Origin of the sequence: Pedobacter psychrodurus, assembly GCF_032678585.1 — a bacterium.
GTDB classification, from domain to species: Bacteria; Bacteroidota; Bacteroidia; order Sphingobacteriales; family Sphingobacteriaceae; genus Pedobacter; species Pedobacter psychrodurus_A.
The window spans coordinates 1-18,009 of the sequence record NZ_JAVTSN010000029.1 but is presented as its reverse complement, the minus strand read 5'-3'; the positions used below and the strand labels follow the sequence as shown (position 1 = coordinate 18,009).

Below are 18,009 nucleotides of genomic sequence, written 5' to 3'. Positions count from 1 at the left end.
TAGATATAATACTACTATGGTCAGTTTAAAAAAATATGTTGTTGGCGTCGATTGCGTAATTTACTCCAGGGGAAAATGTGATAGTGTCGCCGTTTTTAACCCAATAACCTGGTGCCCCATTGGATGGCGTGATGTAATATTTAATGATTACGCCTCCAGATATAGCCGTTTGCCTGAAGCTCAGTTTATAGGTCCCACTACGGGTATACAAGTCGTTCGGCGGAACATATGGGCTACCCGCAACGGCGAGTGAATATGGGAACTTACAGGAGCCGGTTATACCATTTTCACCTATCAGGTCGAGATAAATTTCTGAGGGCACCGCTTGCTGAGGTACCATGGTTGTATGGACCGAAATAACCGATATTTGATTTGGATCAATGCAGTCCGCTGTGGACACAGCATTCGCTCCTCCATAGAGCAGGGAAGATTCCATGTTCAAGGTTGCCTGTGCCGTGCTGCTACCATAAGTTACACCCCCTGGAATAACATAGTTATATATCTGGATATTGGTTGATGAGGGACAGTTCTTTTTAAAAGTGGCCATCAAAGGAATATTGGTGTAGTTCTGTCCCGCGAGATTGGAGGCATTAAGATTCAATGGCCTGTAATTATATTCATACCTGCTCAATATCTTTTGACTCCGGTCTTTTACCGTAAGTAGCCGGCCAAAAGGATCGTAGTCATAAAATTTATCCAGCCCTTTCGGGTCGGTCTGGCTGGATACACCGACAAGCGGGCTGTAAGTAGAAATAGTGACCATGGCCCCAGCGAGCTGGGCACGCAAACTTCCCAGTGCTGTCCGTAATAAAGCTTGGTCCGTGATGCTCTGCAATGCAGTTTCGTTTACCACTGCACTTACCTCAGCAAAGGTTGCTCCTGAAAATTCCGCAATGGGATAACAGTAATTATACCCCCATAAGTAAACAGTAGTATTACCTGTTTTATCTGTTATCTGCCTGATACGTCCCTTTTCATTGTAAAGGAAAGATACTTCCGTTTCTAGTGTGGACCCTTGCTCGGAGCGTTGCAAGGATACGGGCAGATACGACATAACAGTACTCCCTGCCGGCGTGGTAAGGCTTACAGAACCGAAATTGGTCAGCGCTCTTGATATTTCCTTGTTAAGTGTATTATTGAACGATACTTCTGATACCGGTTGGCTGATCATATTAGCAGCCGTCATCTGATCATAGACAGTCACACCGGGAAAATCATATGCATATTTGATATTTTTGGTGTACTGTTCGCCCTTGCTGTTTGTTGTAACTATTGTTGAGGGCTGCAGGTAAGGCAGGATGTTCCCACCATCAAGATTCTTGTAGGTATACTGTGTAGACTGGCTCCGGATACCCGTCGGTGTCTGCCACTTTTCTGTTTCGGCAGTTAAAAACAGCCTACCGGAAAACAGCCCATAAGTCCCTAACACAAAATCAGCATTCAGGTTTACAGGTCCGGAACTCCACTGTGCATTCTGATCATAAAAATTCGCAGAGGGGGATACATTGCCTCCAGTTACCTGGTATACGTTATTATAATAGGCATAGGCAACCCTGGCCTGTTCGCGTCTTTTATACCTCGTATACGAACTTTCCTTACTGTGTATCAGCTGATAGGTACTGCTGCTTTTATTGTATAAATATTCGGCAGTCGATTTTTGGGGGCCGAGCAGTCCTTCGGCATATAAGAGCTGAACGTTTGTGCCCGGAACCATGGTTGGTCTGTAACCTGAAGAAGGGTCGTAATATCCCGGGGGATAATAAGTATATACCTTCTTTCCAGACACTTCTCCCATATCGCTGTTATATTCCGTGACTTTGGTATAAAAGACCGGTGCTCCGTTCATATAGTTATAATCAAGGGTTGAAGCGGGCTGGTAAGTTGTTTTTCTTTCCTGGGTCCATACGCTCATACACCCCTTGGTATTACACTGGGGAGAATTACTATTTTTAATGTAAACGATATTCTGATCATAACTAAAGGGCGCGTAGCTTTTTATGCCGTTAATGAAATTACGGGGAGGAGGGTTTACAATAATACCAACGCCATCCTCCGATTCGCCGTAGCGGTAATATTTCTGGCTTTGTACCTTAAGGATTTTTCCGTCATAATTATTGATACTTCGGAGGCGCAGCCCGCCGGCCATCAATAAGATTGGTCCGCTCCCATAGTTATCGTTACCAAATTCCTGATATAAGTTAGGTTCATAATCAAAATCGGTAAATCCCCCGGAAGGATAGATGATCCGTTCAAGGATGCCTTTTTTCATAGCGATTTCGTTGGGCATCTCAAGACTGTTATTGTTGTTGCCAATATTGAAGATGACATTATCCCTGTAGTCATTACAGTTACTGATGCCGATGTAGTTGTAAAATCTCTGTGTGATACTGCTATAGGGCACCATGGTCGTAGATTCTACGCCCCCCTACCGGAAGAGGTACTTAAGTTAGGGTAACCCCATGCATCTGAACCTCGCAAATGGTTACCAAAGCAGGTTTTTTGATTGTATAAAAAACCATATTTTTCAAAGGATACGCCATTTACTTTGATATTGATACTGTCAAGATATAGGGTACCCTTGAAATTACCGCCGTTCGCCCGTTTTGGGTAATCCATACTGATTTCTGAAACATAACTGTTTTTCAGCTCGATAACACGTGATGTCTGCCCGGCCATACTATTATAAATGGAAATTGAAAACATCTGATCCGTACCGTTAAAGGATATTTCACCACCCCTGAAAGTTATTTTTTCAAGGGCGAGCGCGGAAACTGTTACCGGAGGTGCAAGCGGAAAATCCGAACTTGTAGTGCTAAATGTCCTGTTGTTTACCTGATAGGTTGACCCTGTGTATGTAAGGTATGGCAAATAAAAAACAGCTCCTTCGGGGTATGTGAGCATGTACTTGGGAGAAGACAGGTTATAAAAAGCATAATTCGCTATTAAATTGGAGTAGGAGCTAATCCCGGGGCTGACCTGGTTATTGAGGTTACCTACACCTCCAAGTGTACATGGACCGGGGTTGCTATAATATTCTATTTTTTCCGCGTTCCTTTTGTACACCATATCAGGTTTGGCTGTGTAATTAAAGTTAAGGTTTTCCGTTTTAGTGGCATTAACGATCTGCTTACATTTCCATGTCGTAATATGGCTTGTATATGGATCAGACCAGGTACCATTGATTCCTTTTTGACCTGACAGCTCAAGCCCCTGCTGCGAAGGGTTGTTGGGGTCAAACTGCCCGCCAGAGCCGAAATAGTAGACTGTACCGTCTGTATCCGTAATAATAAAGCGGTTATCTGTATACTGAATGGTAATATTGTCATAAGGCACCGGCATGATAAAGTAACCCGTTCCTGTGTTATTCTTGACAAAATAGAACGAGCCGGTTTTATTAATCAGCCTGTAATTAAATTTATCAGGGGCACCGTCAAAACTGCCCGAGGCCAATCGCTCTGTCATGTATGTGGTGTAAAAAGGATAATTGCACTCTGAACAACCGCTGTCCTGGTAATAGGTTCGCAGATCGGTGTTTGCCAGGTAGCCAATATCCCGATCAAAATCATCCAGTCCATTAATAGAACGTGATATCTGTATATCAGAACTCAAAGACCATCCCAGGCCCACACTGGTCGACTGCTCATTGATCTTAAAACCTCCCGGATGATAGTTGAGCTTGATGGGTAGCTTTAGATCCCCGCTTTCCACAGTATATAACGGGACAGATATATCAGGCGCCCCAGTACTGAAGTTTACAGGGTAACCGACCACCTTGTTCAATGCTGCCGCCTCTGGGGAAATTGGCATCACCTCTTTTTTGGGAGACTGGGCACCGGCCAGGAAACTGCCTGCAGATAAGAGCGAGAAAAGGACTATTTCTTTTATTTTCATATCAAGTCTGAGCATTTATTTAATTTTTAGCGTTAATTAGCAGCGTTGAGACAGCGAAAGCTGTTGATCACGGTATCGGCCTCCAGAGCTGAAAGCTTAATACTTAGTTCTGTGCCACCCGGCGTTCCCTTATTCAGGGTGATCCAGGCAATCTGACCTGTTGAGAGAGGCGTCGCTTCCTTTGCCGGTAACGGCGCATTGATGATAACTGTGGATCCGCCGGGCATTATCTGAACGGTCGCAGCAAGAGTGACAGTTTTGCTGCTCGTAAAGTTTATGACTAACTCAGACTGCCCTGAGTTTTGCCAGGTGCCGGTGTGAACAATCAAACTGACGGTGTATGAAGAATCTATTTTGATAATTGAAAAGTTGGTGGGAGCAACAGAGGAGTCACCGACTATCTGTGTAGTGCCCGAGCGGATGATTTTTCCCGTGAGCTCATTTTTATTCACAACGCAGTTTTGTGCTTTTAGCACAACAGGAAACAGCAAAACCAAAATCGCGGCCAACCTAACCATATGCAGCTTAAATATTGTGGCTGATCTTCCCGTTGCAATTGGACCAGATGTTAATCTAGAATTTAAACTTCGTGCAAAAACTGCTGCATTAAAACACTGTAAACTTGTTAAAATTAGATTCATTTTCATAAAATAGGTTTAGGATGATGTGTTTCAGATTAAGCTATCCGAATATTTCAGGATCAATTTACAATTGAAATTGCCTCATCTTAATGCTTGGATTATATATAAAAGAAGCAAGCATTGAGAACAAACAGTATAGCTGTTTGTATTTTAATGTATAGCGGTAGGGAGAGCGTTGAATCATCATTAGATTTTCCGATTGTTGTAATTACAATGTACGAAGCCTATGACCTCAAAAAATAGATTAAACAATCAAAATCATGGATAATTCACTCACACCATCCTAAAATCAGGGATTTTATGCATTACGATAAAAACGCATTGAACTATTTTATACCAATCCCGTATGTAATCCGAGCATAGCCCAGGTTATGATATCAGAAAATGATTACCGCAGCCCACAATAGTTATTTTTAAAGTCGAATAATCCCAATGTTAAATGTAGGGTGCCCTGAATTATACCGGCAGACAAATGGGAAATGTGCATGACAAAAGAAAATGATTTATAAAACTATACCTATAGCAGTAACCAAGCAATCTATTCCTGACAGGAACAGATGCGCAATCTTTCCAGACAAGAAATACAACCAATGGCCTGGCCTATAGGAAACAGCAAAAAAGAAAACCCACTAATAAGCTAACTCCAATACAATATTCACAAAGCACACGGCATTAGAAAAGAAGTATATTATAAATGAGCGGGTGTTTATCTATCGCCTAATTTTAGGTACATAACAGCAATGGGATATCCATATTGAAGGTAAATAATGAACCGGGGATGGACGAAACATGATTACTGACAGTTGGATCAAAAGTCACTTCAGGATGCCTAACAGGATTTTTGGAATTAAAGCTGACCGGACTTTTTATTCAGTTTGCCCCTGTTCAAGGATTGATTAACCAAATATCCAAAAAAATTGAGAACAGTTTTAGTAAATAGGATTGATTTTCTAATGGTTGTCATTACTATTTTATTAGGTTTTACCCGCCATTACAGCAAATATAATACCAGTTAGACCAATAAACAGGCTTGAGGGGTTATATAAAAAAATGCAGCTCATGTTTTTCTAAGGAAACTTATTGTTTCTTTTAAACAGAAATAGAAAAACCGACCTGAAAACTTTCCCAAACCCATTCATTATTTCCTCAACCGTCCAGTATTTCTGCTCCTCACCGGACAACACCCAGATCCCCTTTAAACCAAACGGCTTGGTGGTTACCGCAAACACCCTGAGCGCTATGCCCTCAGAACCCCTGCACGGGATTATCTCATCCACATCAAAGGCTATACCCGAGGGCCAGGGATCGGATATTCCCCATGAAGCAGCATCTGAATCTTCAGGGTTAAACGTAAGCGTATATCCTTTTGCCTTTAAGCCCTCTATCACTTCATCGATATCGTTCTCTTCCATTAAAATAAGCTGATACTATTTAACTATTCCGGGTCGGAATATAATTTCAGGGAAGCCAATGGCAGGCCCATTCTTTTTCGCAACCCTTTCCTCATCATAAAAATGACAGGACAAAATTATCCCACCCGGTATTTTTTTTGCTGCCAGGTAGCGATATTGAAAATCCCACCTAATGCGATCAACAAGCCTCCACAGAATTCAGGCCACGCAAAGGAATGTATCCCGTTGATATTGATCGTCCATGGATGTGAGTCGACCGCGTTCACCGAATTGAGATGGCCTGTGGTAAACAAAGCGACAACCAGCACAATTAGGCCAGCGGTCATCATACAATAAATTGCTTTTTTCATGATATTAAATTTTAAAAAACCAAAAACGTATTAAGGCCTCCTATCGGCCATCATCCTTTTGCCCCTGACAATAATTTTCTTCGTCTGCCTGTCCAGCGAAAGGTTTCTCCCGGTCCTGCTCTCACTCTCGTGATTCACATGATAGGCCCTGACAACATCCCTATAACTCAACAGACCTTCAAAAGCCCCTTCATCCCTGCTACTGAATACCATCAGAGATTCAACCTGATGTAGCGACATAACTCCCAACGTGTTTTTCAATGAGTCGCTATCTTTGACCCGCGCATTTAGAGGTTTTGTTATTGACAGTATTTCTTTTTCGGTATCTGCCGAAGGCTGAAAAAGATCCAATACAGAAACCGCGCCCAGGCAGTCCCCTGTCGGCTCCTTCACGGCATACTGATTTTCCACAGGAGGATTTTCCCCAAAATACCTTCTCACCTCCGCAATGGTATTATACGGACTTATAAATACAGGATTTTTGTCCATAACTTCCGAGACACGGAGTTTCAGCAATAGATCAGGTTCATAACTATCGGGTGTATGCACACCCCTGCGTGCAATCTTTTCGGTCATGATCGTGTTTTTCATAAAAAACACCGAAATAAGATAGGCCCCAGAACAGGCTCCCAAAAGCGGAAGAAGCCCGTTGATCTGATGGGTAGACTCCAGCGCAAAAAGAATGCTCGTAAGATATGCCCTGGAGGCACCTGCAAACATCGCCGACATACCAACCAGTGCCGACATGGGTATACTGATATCCAGAGCGGGAAAGAAGTTATGCAGCAGATAGCCCAAAGCAGCCCCGCTTGCCCCACCAATGGTCATCAAAGGCGCAAGCGTTCCGCCCGAAGTCCCACTGCCAAGAGCAATTGCCCAGGAAATAAATTTGAACAGGCACAGTGAAAGGATAACCGAAATGGAAAGCTGTCCACTTAAAAGCGAGATGATATTATCATATCCTACTCCCAGTGTCCGCGGTGCAAAGTAACCAACGATACCAACTGCAAGCCCCCCGATAGCTGGCCACCACATCCAGTGGAGCGGGATTTTTTCAAAAGCATCCTCAATAATGTATACGATCTTGGTCAGTCCGAGTGATGCGAAACCGACAAGGATCCCGATAAAACTATATAAACCCAATGCAGCATTCGAGGGCGGCAAAAGTGCCGGCATGGGAAATACCGGTCCTGCTTCAAAAAGAAGATGGTGTCCGGCTGCGCCGGTGATGCAGGCGAGGGCGACGGGAATAATAGATCTGGCTGAAAACTCGAACAACAACAGTTCTATTGCGAGAAATACCGCTGCCAAGGGAGTCCCGAATATAGCGGACATCCCAGCAGTAGCCCCCGCGGCAAGGATAATTTTACGCTCATTCGGACTCACCGTAAATAGCTGTCCCAGCGTTGAGCCCAAGGCACCTCCCGTTGCAATAATTGGTCCTTCAGCGCCGAAAGGTCCACCTGTACCTATCGCAATTGCAGAAGAAACAGGTTTCAAGATCGCTATCGCAGGCTTTATCCTGCTCTGGTTGGTCAAAACCTGCTCCATTGCCTCAGGGATCCCATGTCCCCTGATCGCCTTGGAACCATAAAGTGCCATCAGCCCAACTATAACTCCACCGATAACGGGCACCAAAATCACCCATAGCCCCAGATGATTGTCCGCCGGGCTTTGGAAATCAAATCCAAACCGCTGATAGAAAGATATGTCCGTAACCAGGTTGATCAGGGACACCAGAACCTTTGCTATTAGGGAAATCACTGCAGCAACCCCTACAGACAACATAGAAATAAACAAAAGACGCTCCTTAGAACTTTTCTCTCTGTTCCTGCCCATTTTAAACTTACCGAAAACGCCCAGCGAAGGGGATATCGGGATTATATTTTTTCTACTGTTCATTTTACTTTTGGAATGCAACAAAAGTAAAATAAAAAAACACAAATAAAAATTAAAATATATTTTAAACAATATAAATTAAACATTTTTACAACAATTTATTAAAGTAAATATATTTTAAACAATAATATTCTATTCATCTTAGCAATTAAATATAAGTTGTATTTTTGCCTGTGAAATATCTGGATGATGAAAGAATGTAATAACCTGTGCGATGTAAAAAGCTGTTTTCTCTGCAGCCGTGTAATAGCGGATTGGCTTCCCGCTGTTGCCCAGAAGAAAAGGAATTTCCAGTTAAAAAAAGGCGACCAGTTATTTATGGAAACAGAAACTGTTAGCGGCATCTTTTTCGTTTTTTCGGGAACAATAAAAGTCCATAAAAAGTGGGACAACGAAAAGGAACTCATTATCAGGTTTGCAAAACCGGGTGATGTGATCGGGCACCTCGGACTTGGAAAAAACCCTACCTACCCCGTTTCCGCTACAGCACTTGAACAGGCAAACGTATGTTTTATCGATCTTGAATTTTTTAGATCAAGCCTGACGGTAAATCCCGGACTTACCTATCAGATGATGGATTTTTTTGCTTCCGAGCTCCAGGAGTCACACGAACGGATGCGCAATCTTGCCCATATGCCGGTAAAGGCAAGGATCGCCACCGCCCTGCTTTCCCTAAGGTCACAATTTGGGACTGATGCCAGTGGAGCAATAGATCTTGATATCTCCCGTCAGGATATTGCCTCCTATTCGGGCACAACCTACGAAACACTTTTTAAGGTTTTCACAGAATTCACCAAAGCAGGAAAACTTAGCGCGAACGGCAAAAGAATCAATGTCCTTGATACCTCTTTTCTTCAGCTTGTTGTAACGGATGACAACAGAAAGACCTGATGACCAATAACTTGTTAGTGCGTCTTACGTACTTTTGCGCGACATGATAAGCGCACGGATGGGCTTGGTACCAGGATTCCCATAACTGTAAAAACAGAATAAACAGGCACAAAAAAAGCCGGTCAATCGCTAAATAGCGAGACTGGCCAGCTTATCACCTATATATACCCTATATCATCTCCTGGTCCCTAAAGCTAAAATACCCATAAGGCGAAACAATCAGATGATCATGAACAGTGATCCCAAGGATCTCCCCGCCCGAGACAAGCTTCGAAGTGAGCGCAATATCTGCAGCGCTCGGACGCAGCTCCCCACTCGGGTGGTTATGTGATACGATCAGACTGCTAGCGCATGATTTTAAAGCAATGGAAAAAATCACCCTGGGATCGGCAACCACACCCGAAATGCCGCCCCTGGAAATATCCACCACCCCGAGCACCCTGTTCTGGCTGCTCAGCATTACTACCTTAAATTCTTCCAATAGCTCGATCCGGCCCGCATCCCAGCTGCCCAGCAATATTTTGAAAGCCATATCAGACGAAGTAACCTTTGGGCGCTCCGCAACCTTGAATTTAGGCTTATAACTGATCTCAATTTCCGCAACCTGATAATTTACATTTTCCATAATATTTTTATTTAATTATGGTGCATCCATAGGTTTCATGGCTGCTAAAGCTGGGAGAAGCAACGGAATAAATGGAAAAGTGTGCAAAGGCCACAGGTGGGTTTATGCCGGAATTTCTTCCGCGTACCAGCAACGAAACCTAAATTTGTACCCGGATTGAATGAATACCTCCCCAGCCATCCCCCACGAAAGATGGAAATTAACCGTTTTTATTTTGATTCAAAGCCGATACAGAAAAAAAAAGTGCAGGAAGTCAAACTGCCCGCACTCCATACAAATAAATCAAAATGGGAGGATTATACCAATTTAACGTTTACCGCGTTTGGTCCCTTTTTGCCGTCCTGAACATCAAAAGTCACTTCGTCATTCTCTCTCACATCATCTTTTAGACCTGAGATATGAACAAAAAACTCTTTGCCAGTACCCTCTTCAACCACAAATCCGAATCCTTTTGATTCATTAAAAAATTTCACTTTACCTGATGCCATAATAACTGTTTTTCTTTAAGATGTTTAATTATGCAAGTTATTAAAATAAGTTGTAACCTTCCCACACTTATGCTCTCCGGGTGCTCCATGCACATATTAGACTCCTGACAGGACAGTATCCGCACCGTGCGGGATCAAAAGCCGATTGATTACTTTAATATCAGGATTGAGCCCTTGTTTTTTTTCAGCCTAAAATAAAAATGGGTTTCCCTTTGATACCTGACCACCTCGATCTTATCAATAATTCCGCACCTACCCGATTCATCCTCTACAGAATCACCAACATTAAGACCATTAAGCAGGGTTATTGAATTACTTCTCGAAACAAGGAGTTTTGCTACCATCCTGCAAATATACCCAATAATAGCAGCCTTTATCTGGCCAACAATATTACCAAATTGCAAAGATCAACCTAACGCTATCATTAATGCGCTTTAAAGCAGGCCCTCTCCTCCCACAACCCAAAAGTGGTATGAATGTTAATCATTGTATTTTGAAATACTAATTTTTTTAGTAAAATTTGCAGTATGAAATCCACTAGCCAGCCACACCAGTTAAGCCACCATGATAAAAAACAGGGCGTGTTCACCAATATGGCGATTGTGGCCGAAGCCAAACGTGCAAACTGCTGGCTGTACAACAAGCTGAACAACAACTGGTATACCCCCGAAGAGTTCCATGAAAAGTATGCCAACCAAAAAGACTCCAATATCAATATCAGGACAGTTTTGGAAAACGTATCCATCCGTGACCCCAACTCAGGGATCAAAGCCTACCACAAAGCACTGACAGATAAGCTCAACAGGTTTGAAAACGAAACAAGGGAATTGAGGGAACGTGGGGAAGCATTCACAAAAAAGGTCATTGACTATTACCAATCAAAAAGCAAAGATAAATTTAGATAATGAACATTAAGGCAGCAGCATTCCAGAAGCAGATAAAAATAGGCGCAGACCTGGTGGTAATAGACAGGGTCAAGGGAGATGATCTTTTATACCGGATCATGATCAATCAAAATTTTAAGGGTTACATCCAAAAGCGGGACGGCCTGTTCCATAGGATCGATGGCTCGGATATCCACACGTTATTGTTCGCAAGAATCTGCCAGGTCCTTGAAAATTGAATTATGGCAAACAAATCAGTTAAAATGCAGGTTTTCATGTAAATATCATATATGAACACAGATCCATTCACCTACATCCCCATCAATCCGGGAGAACCTATGCTGATCCATTTAATCCGGGATGGTGAGTTTAAGGTAATTATAGGCGGTTCACATCAGGGATCCGTAGTGCAGGATGATAGCGCTGAATTCGGTTGGCGGACAGAAGATCCTTTATTATTGGAGGTATTACCGGACCTTTCCATGGTGCTCCGGGAACGCGAGGCAATGGGAAACCTTCCTTATGCATTAAAGGAAATGTACCCGGCCGAAATCATCGCATGGGAATGGACTGAAGACGGACAGCTGAAAATCATAACCCGGCCAGAAACAGACCTGAAAGCGTTTGCAGACATGGTCCGTGACCAGGTAAACGAAGTGGTCCTTTTCGAAAAAGACCTGATTATATATCTGTTCAAAGAAGCCGGTTCAGGTGTTAAAGAGATACATATCAACTGCTGAGTATGGAACAGTTCACAAGCGAAGAACTTAATACCATCACCGGCCGTCTCAGGCATGCACTGAACAGTTTCCCGGTAAAGGTAACCCTGGCCGAACCCAACCAGGTCTGGATCCTACTGCCTGCAAAACCCCTTTTTTCCTCCCACCGGGAAATGACAGAATTTGCCCGGCACAGTATCATGTCGGCCGGCATTAAACTTCACCTGGACCTGCACATGGTGTTCATGCAAGGTGAAGAGTACATCAGCACGGTCATTTTGGACGGAACCCCAGAACCTGAAATAACTTAAGAAAAGATTTGCAGTCCTATCTTCCTTTTCCATACATTTTATACAATCCTTTCAGTTTAAGAATTGTTTTCCTTTTCTTAAATACATATATAATCAGGTATTTAACACAAAGGCCGGAAAAATACCTAGTGGAGCAATGAAAATTACCCGATTAAAAAAAAGGCTAAACAATGTCAATTATATCTAGTTGTAACGGTATAACAATAACTAAATAACATAACAATATGGCAACTACAGCAAAAGCAGGAGCGGCAAAGACCGCAGCTACTACTACAGCAAAAAAAAACACGGCGAAAAATGCGAAGATAGAGCCTTCTGAATTTCATGAATTTTTCGTTGATGAATTAAAGGATATTTATTGGGCAGAAAAACACCTGGTTAAAGCACTTCCAAAAATGAAAAAAGCTGCAACAAGTCCTGAACTTGCAGCGGCATTCGATAAACATACCCAGGAGACCCAGACCCATATCGACACATTGGAACAGGTTTTTGCTTTATTGGAGGAAAAACCGGCAGCAAAAAAATGTGATGCAATGGCGGGCTTGCTAGAGGAGGCTGAGGGAATTATCTCAGATACCGATTCAGGCACTATGATCCGTGATGCAGGACTGATCCTGGCGGCACAGAAAGTCGAGCATTATGAAATTGCTACTTATGGCACCTTAAAGGTATTTGCCGAAAATATGGATAGGACTGATGTGGCTGAATTATTGGGACAGACCTTGGAAAATGAAAAAGCTACTGATGTAGCCCTGACAGAATGCGCTGTAAGCTTCGTAAACCAGGCTGCAGCCGAAGAATAATAATAGCAAGTACTGGTAAATTTAAAGGGATCCTGAAACGGATCCCTTTTTTGTTATTTGCCAATAATATTCTTTAATCCTTTATAAAGCCTGAAAAAATAATTGCTATGAATGTTTTTTATCATTCCCATCAAAAGCAATTGGCAGCTATGTAAACCCCATAATGGGATATCTAAAGGTATTCTCTTTTTTTAAATGCTGACTAGATAAAAGCAGCTTTATGTGTCCATCAGTATTTTTTTACGGTGTCCTCAGGATTTAGCCGTTCAGCGGGTTGTAGTGTATCTGCTTTTTTAGCAACTGTATCTGTCGAAGTCATTTTGGATTTTACTTTTTACCCTTCCCACCAACATCTATCGTAATTTATTGATTCAGGATCCTGGTGACCTCAGCCAAATCCTGGTCAACTTGATCTTTAGCTGACAATGAACTATAATGGACCGATCCGGTATCGAATTCACTCTTTAGGGTTATATAATCAATCTCATTTACACCCTTCGTAGGCTGAGCGTGCCCGACAACGTTAAAAACGCCTTCTTTACCATCGTGAAGGAAGCTGTATTTTACCATAAAGGTATTCAGATTATCTGTGGGGATTTCTGCTATCTCATGGTATTCCCTCCTTGTTACGGTTTCAAGCCTTTGCTTGATCAGGCCCAATAGCACCTGTTCTTATCTTCTTTCATATCTCACCAATTTGAACAGATAACACCAACCGTTGATTTAAGTTTTGTATTAGGAAAACACAAAAAATCTAAGCGAATAGCCCTTTTCGTACTTGATACTGAATCAACCTAAATGCAGTATCCAGGTGATCTGCAGGGGAAAGATGCTAAAGGCTGCACCAAACAACTAAATTCTTTTTAAACCTTTTTTATAAATATGAGTTTTAAAGATACAATAGATATAATAGACAGATAGTTATGAGCAAAAATATATTGGTAGTTGAGGATAATGAGGGTATCAGGGAAATGATAGGCTATATGTTGAATGAGGAACATTATGAAGTTCATCTGTGTGAAGACGCTGGGAGTTTTAGAAAAGAAATCTTTCAGCGCAGGCCGGATATGGTCATTCTCGATATTATGCTCCCTGATGGAAACGGCATTGATCTTTGCTGCGAAATCAAATCAGATTACCGCACCGGCCATATACCAGTAATGATGATGTCCGCACATGCAACCTTGGGTGATGTGAGAAAAAAATGCCAGGCGGATGATTTCATCAGCAAACCTTTTGATATTGATAATTTTATGGGAAAGGTTTCTTATCTGGTATCATAAACAAATCTGTGCACGGGCTTCCAGAGCTGATATACCTGCATTTTACCTGTTCCAAAACAATGTTAAAAAAAACAATGTTGTGGACGGGAATAGTTTAAAAGGTAAAATTGACAGTTATGAAAGGATTATCACCATGGGCCCTGACTGCGATGGCCCAGTTTAAAAACAGTTCCCTGCTCCACGCTGAAAATTACGGGGAACTCCGGTTCAACATTTTTCAAACCAAGGATTCCATATGGATCTCGGTCACACATAAAAAAAATCTACCTGTCTATTTTAGGGCCTGCTATGCTCCTGACGGCTTATCAGAAAGCCCAAAAATCAGAAAGAATAAAACTGATTATACGCTAAAGCTCAAAACAGCAGTCGGAATTTTTAAAGTAAGGATTTCCTTTTCACAGGAAAACTTTACCCTGTTAAAATATAATTGCACACTCACCCCTGCCTCGGAGATTTTTATCCCATTCTGGCCCAGGGATATCCTTACAACAGGCGTTAAAGGAGCTGTGAAAGCAATGGGCGAAGTTCATGCAGCCCAGATGGGAACAAGGTCAGGCCTGTTATACTTTTCGCTACCGGAAAGAGACCTGCGCATCCTTTATTTCCAGAACCTCACAGCCCTTTCTGACTACGCGGATCAGACGGGCACCTCATTATCCGGCGTTGTCGGCGGAATGCTGCCCGAAATCGGTCTGGCCCTCCCTAAAACGGAGGAAAAACCTTTAAAAGCCGGCCAGGAGGTTATCATTTCAGATGCAACAATTGCTTTTAAAACAAAAAATAAAGAAAACCAGGATCAGGCAGAAGATTATCTTGATCTATTGGCAGAAGTATACCTTAATATCCCCAGGCCGGATACCCACTACCTTCACTGGCCCGAAATCCTGGACAAAGGACTAAAAGACCTCATCGAAAACCCTGGCTGCTGGTCAATGGTGGGCGGTAACAGTTATCTAAATGCCTACGTAAGCGATTACCAGACCCCACCGGAAATCATGGTGCAGTTAGCGGTACTGCTTCCGCTGGTGGATTACTCAAAGTGGAGCGGTAAAACCCTGGAAGTAATGGATACCATAAAAAAGGGCCTACCGGCATTTTACAGCCAAAAGCTAAAGACACTGGTGAGGTGGCACCCCGGGGCGGAGGACAAACTTGAGGGAGATGAGGAACAGAAAATGCCCATGGTGATGGATTCATGGTACCTGCACCATCCGCTTTTAAACCTGTCAAGGTTAGCACTCGATGGAGATAAAACAGCGGAGAAACTATTTCTGGATTCACTCGGATTTGCTATAAAAGTTGCACACAGGTTTAAATATCATTGGCCCGTGTTCTATAAAATGGATACACTTGAAGTAATAAAGGCAGAAACCAAGCCTGGAGAGGGCGGCGAACAGGACGTGGCCGGGTTATATGCCCATGTGATGCTGCAGGCCTTTGAACTTACCGGGGATAAAAAATACCTGAAGGAAGCGGAGACCGCCGCAAAAAAACTGGGGGACGTTGGCTACAAGATCATGTACCAGGCCAACAATACTGCATTTGCTGCCGGAGCACTGCTCCGGTTATTTAAACTTACAGGCAATGAACTTTATCTTTCCTTAAGTTATAGGTGCCTGGCCTCCATTTTTGAAAACGTCCAGCTATGGGACTGTAATTATGGATACGGAAAAAATCTTCCGACATTTTTTGCGCTTTTCCCTCTTACAGATGCCCCTTACACCGCGGCCTATGAAGAGCAGGAAGTTTTCTGCGCGCTGCACGATTACCTCAAGCATGCAGAAGGCGGTGATATACTTCCAAGCGTTAGGCTCTTATGTAGCGAATTTATCCGTTACCTGGTTGAGCGCGCACCATACTACTATCCCCCGATGCTGCCCTCAGATATGTTATCCGATGAGGTAAAAACCGGTGAAGTAGACCGCAAGCTTTGGATTGCACTGGAAGACTTACATGACGGAATCGAAAAGAGCGGTGCTGTCGGACAGGAGGTTTATGGCGCGGGCAATGCCTTTGGGATCTTGCCCCGGCACTTTATCAGGTTCAGCGACAATCCCTTCCTGATATTTTCAGACTGCCCCATCTCCGGGATTAGGAAAAGCCCAGGTTCAGTTATCTTCCACCTTCAGGGGGATCCCAGATTATCCTACCGGCTGCGCATTACCCCTTCAGAAAGTGAGACCAAAATGCCAAATATTAAATTCTTTTGCCAATCGCCGTCAGTCAGATTAACACCATCCAAGGACAGAAACCAGGATCTGGAAGCCTTTATAATGGGGAATGAAACCGTACACATCAGCTGGAAAAAGCGTAACCAGCAATAAATAAATCCAATAACAGCCATTACCATTATTGAAAAGGTAACCGTTCAGGCTCCCAGGGAAAAAGCCTATGCCTTCTGGAAACTGGCCGAATTCAGTTTATCACCAGCTAAACAATCAGGTCAGAGAAATTGTTAAATGAAGAAAACATTTGATACTATGAGCGATAACAAAAGTAAACAGGACGGCAGGGAAGATTCCAAAGTGGATCTCAATGATGCAAGCGAAGTAGCTTATGCTGCGAAACAGGCAGGGGTTACTTCAGCAAAGTACAAAGAACTGGCAAAAGCTTCGGGCAGCTCGTCAAGAGAAAAGATAGCTGAATATATCAAAAAAAACAGCTAGTCCGGACAGTAAATCGGAGCTTGAATAAAAACAGGCCGGAAGATCCGGCCTGTTTTTTATTTCATCTTTTATCCCTTTTTTGGATTGCCGGTTATAAATATCAAAAGAAGTTGGCCATATCAGTTACAACAAGGAAACAGTAAAAATAATATGCAGAAAAACAAGGATATGATCAGGGTCAGAGGTGCACGAGAGCACAATCTCAAAGATATTGACATTGATATCCCAAGGGATAAACTTGTGGTATTTACCGGTGTCTCCGGATCCGGTAAATCCTCACTTGCATTCGGAACTTTATACGCCGAAGCCCAGCGGCGTTATTTGGAATCAGTTTCCCCATACGCCCGTAGACTTTTCAATCAGATGGGTGTTCCTGAAGTGGAATCGATAGAAGGCCTGCCACCAGCCATCGCCCTGCAGCAGCAAAGAGGCGGAACCAGCACCCGTTCATCGGTGGGAAGTGTGACCACGCTGTCCAACCTATTGCGCATGCTCTATTCCAGGGCCGGGGAATACCCCAGAGGGCAGCCGATTATTTATGCAGAAGGTTTTTCGCCCAATACCCCACAAGGCGCATGCCCGGAATGCCATGGTTTGGGCAGCGTATTTGAAGTTACAGAAAAAACAATGGTCCCCGATGACAGTCTGAGTATCCGGGAGCGGGCAGTGGCCTCCTGGCCCCTGGCCTGGCAGGGGCAGAACCAGCGGGACATATTGGTTTCAATGGGTTTCAACGTAGATATTCCCTGGAAAGAATTACCCAGGGATCAGCGGGACTGGATCCTGTTTACCAATGAGACCCCAACTGTTCCGGTTTATCCGGGATATTCTCCCGAAGAAACCGCAAAAGCCATAAAAAACAAGAAGACTCCTGATTACATGGGAACTTTCATCGGAGCCAAACCTTACGTAATGAAAACATTCAGTTCAACTCAGTCCGAACTGATGAAAAAAAGGGTAAGCCGGTTTATGGTCAGCAGTAAATGCCCCGAATGCAATGGAAAGCGGCTCCGAAAAGAATCCTTATCTATCCGTTTTGACGGGAAAGATTTTGCTGAAATCTCACGGCTCCCCATTTCGCATCTTTGTGACGTTTTTAAAAAATTTGCACAAGCTAAAGGGATAGAATCAGAAAAGCAGATCGTT

At 43.2% G+C, this 18,009-nt stretch carries 17 protein-coding genes and 1 pseudogene; 9 read left to right on the top strand and 9 right to left on the bottom strand.

Annotated elements, in window-relative coordinates:
* Positions 1 to 25: 25 nt before the first annotated feature.
* The 6 genes from R2S57_RS18445 to R2S57_RS18420 form a co-directional block, all read right to left on the bottom strand.
* The gene (locus tag R2S57_RS18445; RefSeq protein ID WP_316846422.1) at positions 26 to 2,287 is read right to left on the bottom strand and encodes a hypothetical protein; all 2,262 of its coding nucleotides are present in this window, start codon (positions 2,285 to 2,287) and stop codon (positions 26 to 28) included.
* A 128-nt stretch (positions 2,288 to 2,415) separates the two neighbouring features.
* A complete protein-coding gene (locus R2S57_RS18440) occupies positions 2,416 to 3,906 on the bottom strand; it encodes a hypothetical protein (RefSeq protein ID WP_316846421.1) in 1,491 nt (496 codons plus the stop codon).
* A gap of 17 nt (positions 3,907 to 3,923) precedes the next feature.
* Positions 3,924 to 4,538, bottom strand: a complete 615-nt coding sequence (locus R2S57_RS18435) for a hypothetical protein (RefSeq protein ID WP_316826012.1) — start codon at positions 4,536 to 4,538, stop codon at positions 3,924 to 3,926.
* 1,061 nt (positions 4,539 to 5,599) lie between these two features.
* Positions 5,600 to 5,944 carry a hypothetical protein gene (locus R2S57_RS18430; protein ID WP_316846420.1) on the bottom strand — a complete coding sequence of 115 codons (345 nt, stop codon included), beginning with the start codon at positions 5,942 to 5,944 and terminating at the stop codon, positions 5,600 to 5,602.
* A 116-nt stretch (positions 5,945 to 6,060) separates the two neighbouring features.
* A complete protein-coding gene (locus tag R2S57_RS18425; RefSeq protein ID WP_316846419.1) occupies positions 6,061 to 6,294 on the bottom strand; it encodes a hypothetical protein in 234 nt (77 codons plus the stop codon).
* A gap of 30 nt (positions 6,295 to 6,324) precedes the next feature.
* Entirely contained in the window at positions 6,325 to 8,265 is a 1,941-nt protein-coding gene (locus tag R2S57_RS18420; RefSeq protein ID WP_316846418.1) for a chloride channel protein, read from the bottom strand.
* 114 nt (positions 8,266 to 8,379) lie between these two features.
* On the opposite strand from R2S57_RS18420, the gene R2S57_RS18415 reads away from it, so the two are divergent.
* Positions 8,380 to 9,084: a Crp/Fnr family transcriptional regulator gene (locus R2S57_RS18415; RefSeq protein WP_316846417.1), complete on the top strand. Its 705-nt coding sequence runs from the start codon at positions 8,380 to 8,382 to the stop codon at positions 9,082 to 9,084.
* 169 nt (positions 9,085 to 9,253) lie between these two features.
* Here the strand turns inward: R2S57_RS18415 and R2S57_RS18410 are convergent, their stop codons facing one another.
* Both R2S57_RS18410 and R2S57_RS18405 read right to left on the bottom strand, forming a co-directional pair.
* Positions 9,254 to 9,709: a JAB domain-containing protein gene (locus tag R2S57_RS18410; RefSeq protein ID WP_316846416.1), complete on the bottom strand. Its 456-nt coding sequence runs from the start codon at positions 9,707 to 9,709 to the stop codon at positions 9,254 to 9,256.
* A gap of 296 nt (positions 9,710 to 10,005) precedes the next feature.
* Positions 10,006 to 10,197 carry a cold-shock protein gene (locus tag R2S57_RS18405; protein WP_113946820.1) on the bottom strand — a complete coding sequence of 64 codons (192 nt, stop codon included), beginning with the start codon at positions 10,195 to 10,197 and terminating at the stop codon, positions 10,006 to 10,008.
* A gap of 527 nt (positions 10,198 to 10,724) precedes the next feature.
* On the opposite strand from R2S57_RS18405, the gene R2S57_RS18400 reads away from it, so the two are divergent.
* The 4 genes from R2S57_RS18400 (at position 10,725) to R2S57_RS18385 (ending at position 12,914) form a co-directional block, all read left to right on the top strand.
* Positions 10,725 to 11,102, top strand: a complete 378-nt coding sequence (locus R2S57_RS18400) for a hypothetical protein (protein WP_316846415.1) — start codon at positions 10,725 to 10,727, stop codon at positions 11,100 to 11,102.
* Positions 11,103 to 11,371: 269 nt separating this feature from the next.
* Positions 11,372 to 11,821 carry a hypothetical protein gene (locus tag R2S57_RS18395; protein WP_316846414.1) on the top strand — a complete coding sequence of 150 codons (450 nt, stop codon included), beginning with the start codon at positions 11,372 to 11,374 and terminating at the stop codon, positions 11,819 to 11,821.
* A gap of 2 nt (positions 11,822 to 11,823) precedes the next feature.
* Positions 11,824 to 12,111, top strand: a complete 288-nt coding sequence (locus tag R2S57_RS18390) for a hypothetical protein (protein WP_316846413.1) — start codon at positions 11,824 to 11,826, stop codon at positions 12,109 to 12,111.
* 224 nt (positions 12,112 to 12,335) lie between these two features.
* Positions 12,336 to 12,914: a ferritin-like domain-containing protein gene (locus R2S57_RS18385; RefSeq protein WP_316846412.1), complete on the top strand. Its 579-nt coding sequence runs from the start codon at positions 12,336 to 12,338 to the stop codon at positions 12,912 to 12,914.
* A 363-nt stretch (positions 12,915 to 13,277) separates the two neighbouring features.
* Here the strand turns inward: R2S57_RS18385 and R2S57_RS18380 are convergent, their stop codons facing one another.
* Complete coding sequence (locus R2S57_RS18380) at positions 13,278 to 13,484, bottom strand: hypothetical protein (protein ID WP_316846411.1); 207 nt, start codon at positions 13,482 to 13,484, stop codon at positions 13,278 to 13,280.
* 353 nt (positions 13,485 to 13,837) lie between these two features.
* Here R2S57_RS18380 and R2S57_RS18375 point away from each other — a divergent pair, with 353 nt between their 5' ends.
* The 4 genes and pseudogenes from R2S57_RS18375 to R2S57_RS18360 all read left to right on the top strand — a co-directional run.
* On the top strand, positions 13,838 to 14,197 hold the full coding sequence (locus R2S57_RS18375) for a response regulator (protein WP_316826000.1): 360 nt from the start codon (positions 13,838 to 13,840) through the stop codon (positions 14,195 to 14,197).
* 116 nt (positions 14,198 to 14,313) lie between these two features.
* Entirely contained in the window at positions 14,314 to 16,521 is a 2,208-nt protein-coding gene (locus R2S57_RS18370; RefSeq protein WP_316846410.1) for a hypothetical protein, read from the top strand.
* Positions 16,522 to 16,677: 156 nt separating this feature from the next.
* Positions 16,678 to 16,863 (top strand): DUF3606 domain-containing protein, encoded by a 186-nt coding sequence (locus tag R2S57_RS18365; protein WP_316825998.1) that lies wholly within the window; start codon positions 16,678 to 16,680, stop codon positions 16,861 to 16,863.
* Positions 16,864 to 17,013: 150 nt separating this feature from the next.
* Positions 17,014 to 18,009 (top strand): annotated as a pseudogene (locus R2S57_RS18360) (excinuclease ABC subunit A); the annotation flags it as partial.

Coding starts and splice junctions, on each gene's coding strand:
- R2S57_RS18415 (WP_316846417.1), top strand. CDS start 8,380: ATGATGAAAGAATGTAATAACCTGTGCGATGTAAAAAGCTGTTTTCTC.
- R2S57_RS18395 (WP_316846414.1), top strand. CDS start 11,372: ATGAACACAGATCCATTCACCTACATCCCCATCAATCCGGGAGAACCT.
- R2S57_RS18405 (WP_113946820.1), bottom strand. CDS start 10,197: ATGGCATCAGGTAAAGTGAAATTTTTTAATGAATCAAAAGGATTCGGA.
- R2S57_RS18440 (WP_316846421.1), bottom strand. CDS start 3,906: ATGCTCAGACTTGATATGAAAATAAAAGAAATAGTCCTTTTCTCGCTC.
- R2S57_RS18370 (WP_316846410.1), top strand. CDS start 14,314: ATGAAAGGATTATCACCATGGGCCCTGACTGCGATGGCCCAGTTTAAA.
- R2S57_RS18385 (WP_316846412.1), top strand. CDS start 12,336: ATGGCAACTACAGCAAAAGCAGGAGCGGCAAAGACCGCAGCTACTACT.
- R2S57_RS18430 (WP_316846420.1), bottom strand. CDS start 5,944: ATGGAAGAGAACGATATCGATGAAGTGATAGAGGGCTTAAAGGCAAAA.
- R2S57_RS18390 (WP_316846413.1), top strand. CDS start 11,824: ATGGAACAGTTCACAAGCGAAGAACTTAATACCATCACCGGCCGTCTC.
- R2S57_RS18425 (WP_316846419.1), bottom strand. CDS start 6,294: ATGAAAAAAGCAATTTATTGTATGATGACCGCTGGCCTAATTGTGCTG.
- R2S57_RS18410 (WP_316846416.1), bottom strand. CDS start 9,709: ATGGAAAATGTAAATTATCAGGTTGCGGAAATTGAGATCAGTTATAAG.
- R2S57_RS18445 (WP_316846422.1), bottom strand. CDS start 2,287: ATGCCCAACGAAATCGCTATGAAAAAAGGCATCCTTGAACGGATCATC.
- R2S57_RS18380 (WP_316846411.1), bottom strand. CDS start 13,484: ATGGTAAAATACAGCTTCCTTCACGATGGTAAAGAAGGCGTTTTTAAC.
- R2S57_RS18435 (WP_316826012.1), bottom strand. CDS start 4,538: ATGAAAATGAATCTAATTTTAACAAGTTTACAGTGTTTTAATGCAGCA.
- R2S57_RS18365 (WP_316825998.1), top strand. CDS start 16,678: ATGAGCGATAACAAAAGTAAACAGGACGGCAGGGAAGATTCCAAAGTG.
- R2S57_RS18375 (WP_316826000.1), top strand. CDS start 13,838: ATGAGCAAAAATATATTGGTAGTTGAGGATAATGAGGGTATCAGGGAA.
- R2S57_RS18400 (WP_316846415.1), top strand. CDS start 10,725: ATGAAATCCACTAGCCAGCCACACCAGTTAAGCCACCATGATAAAAAA.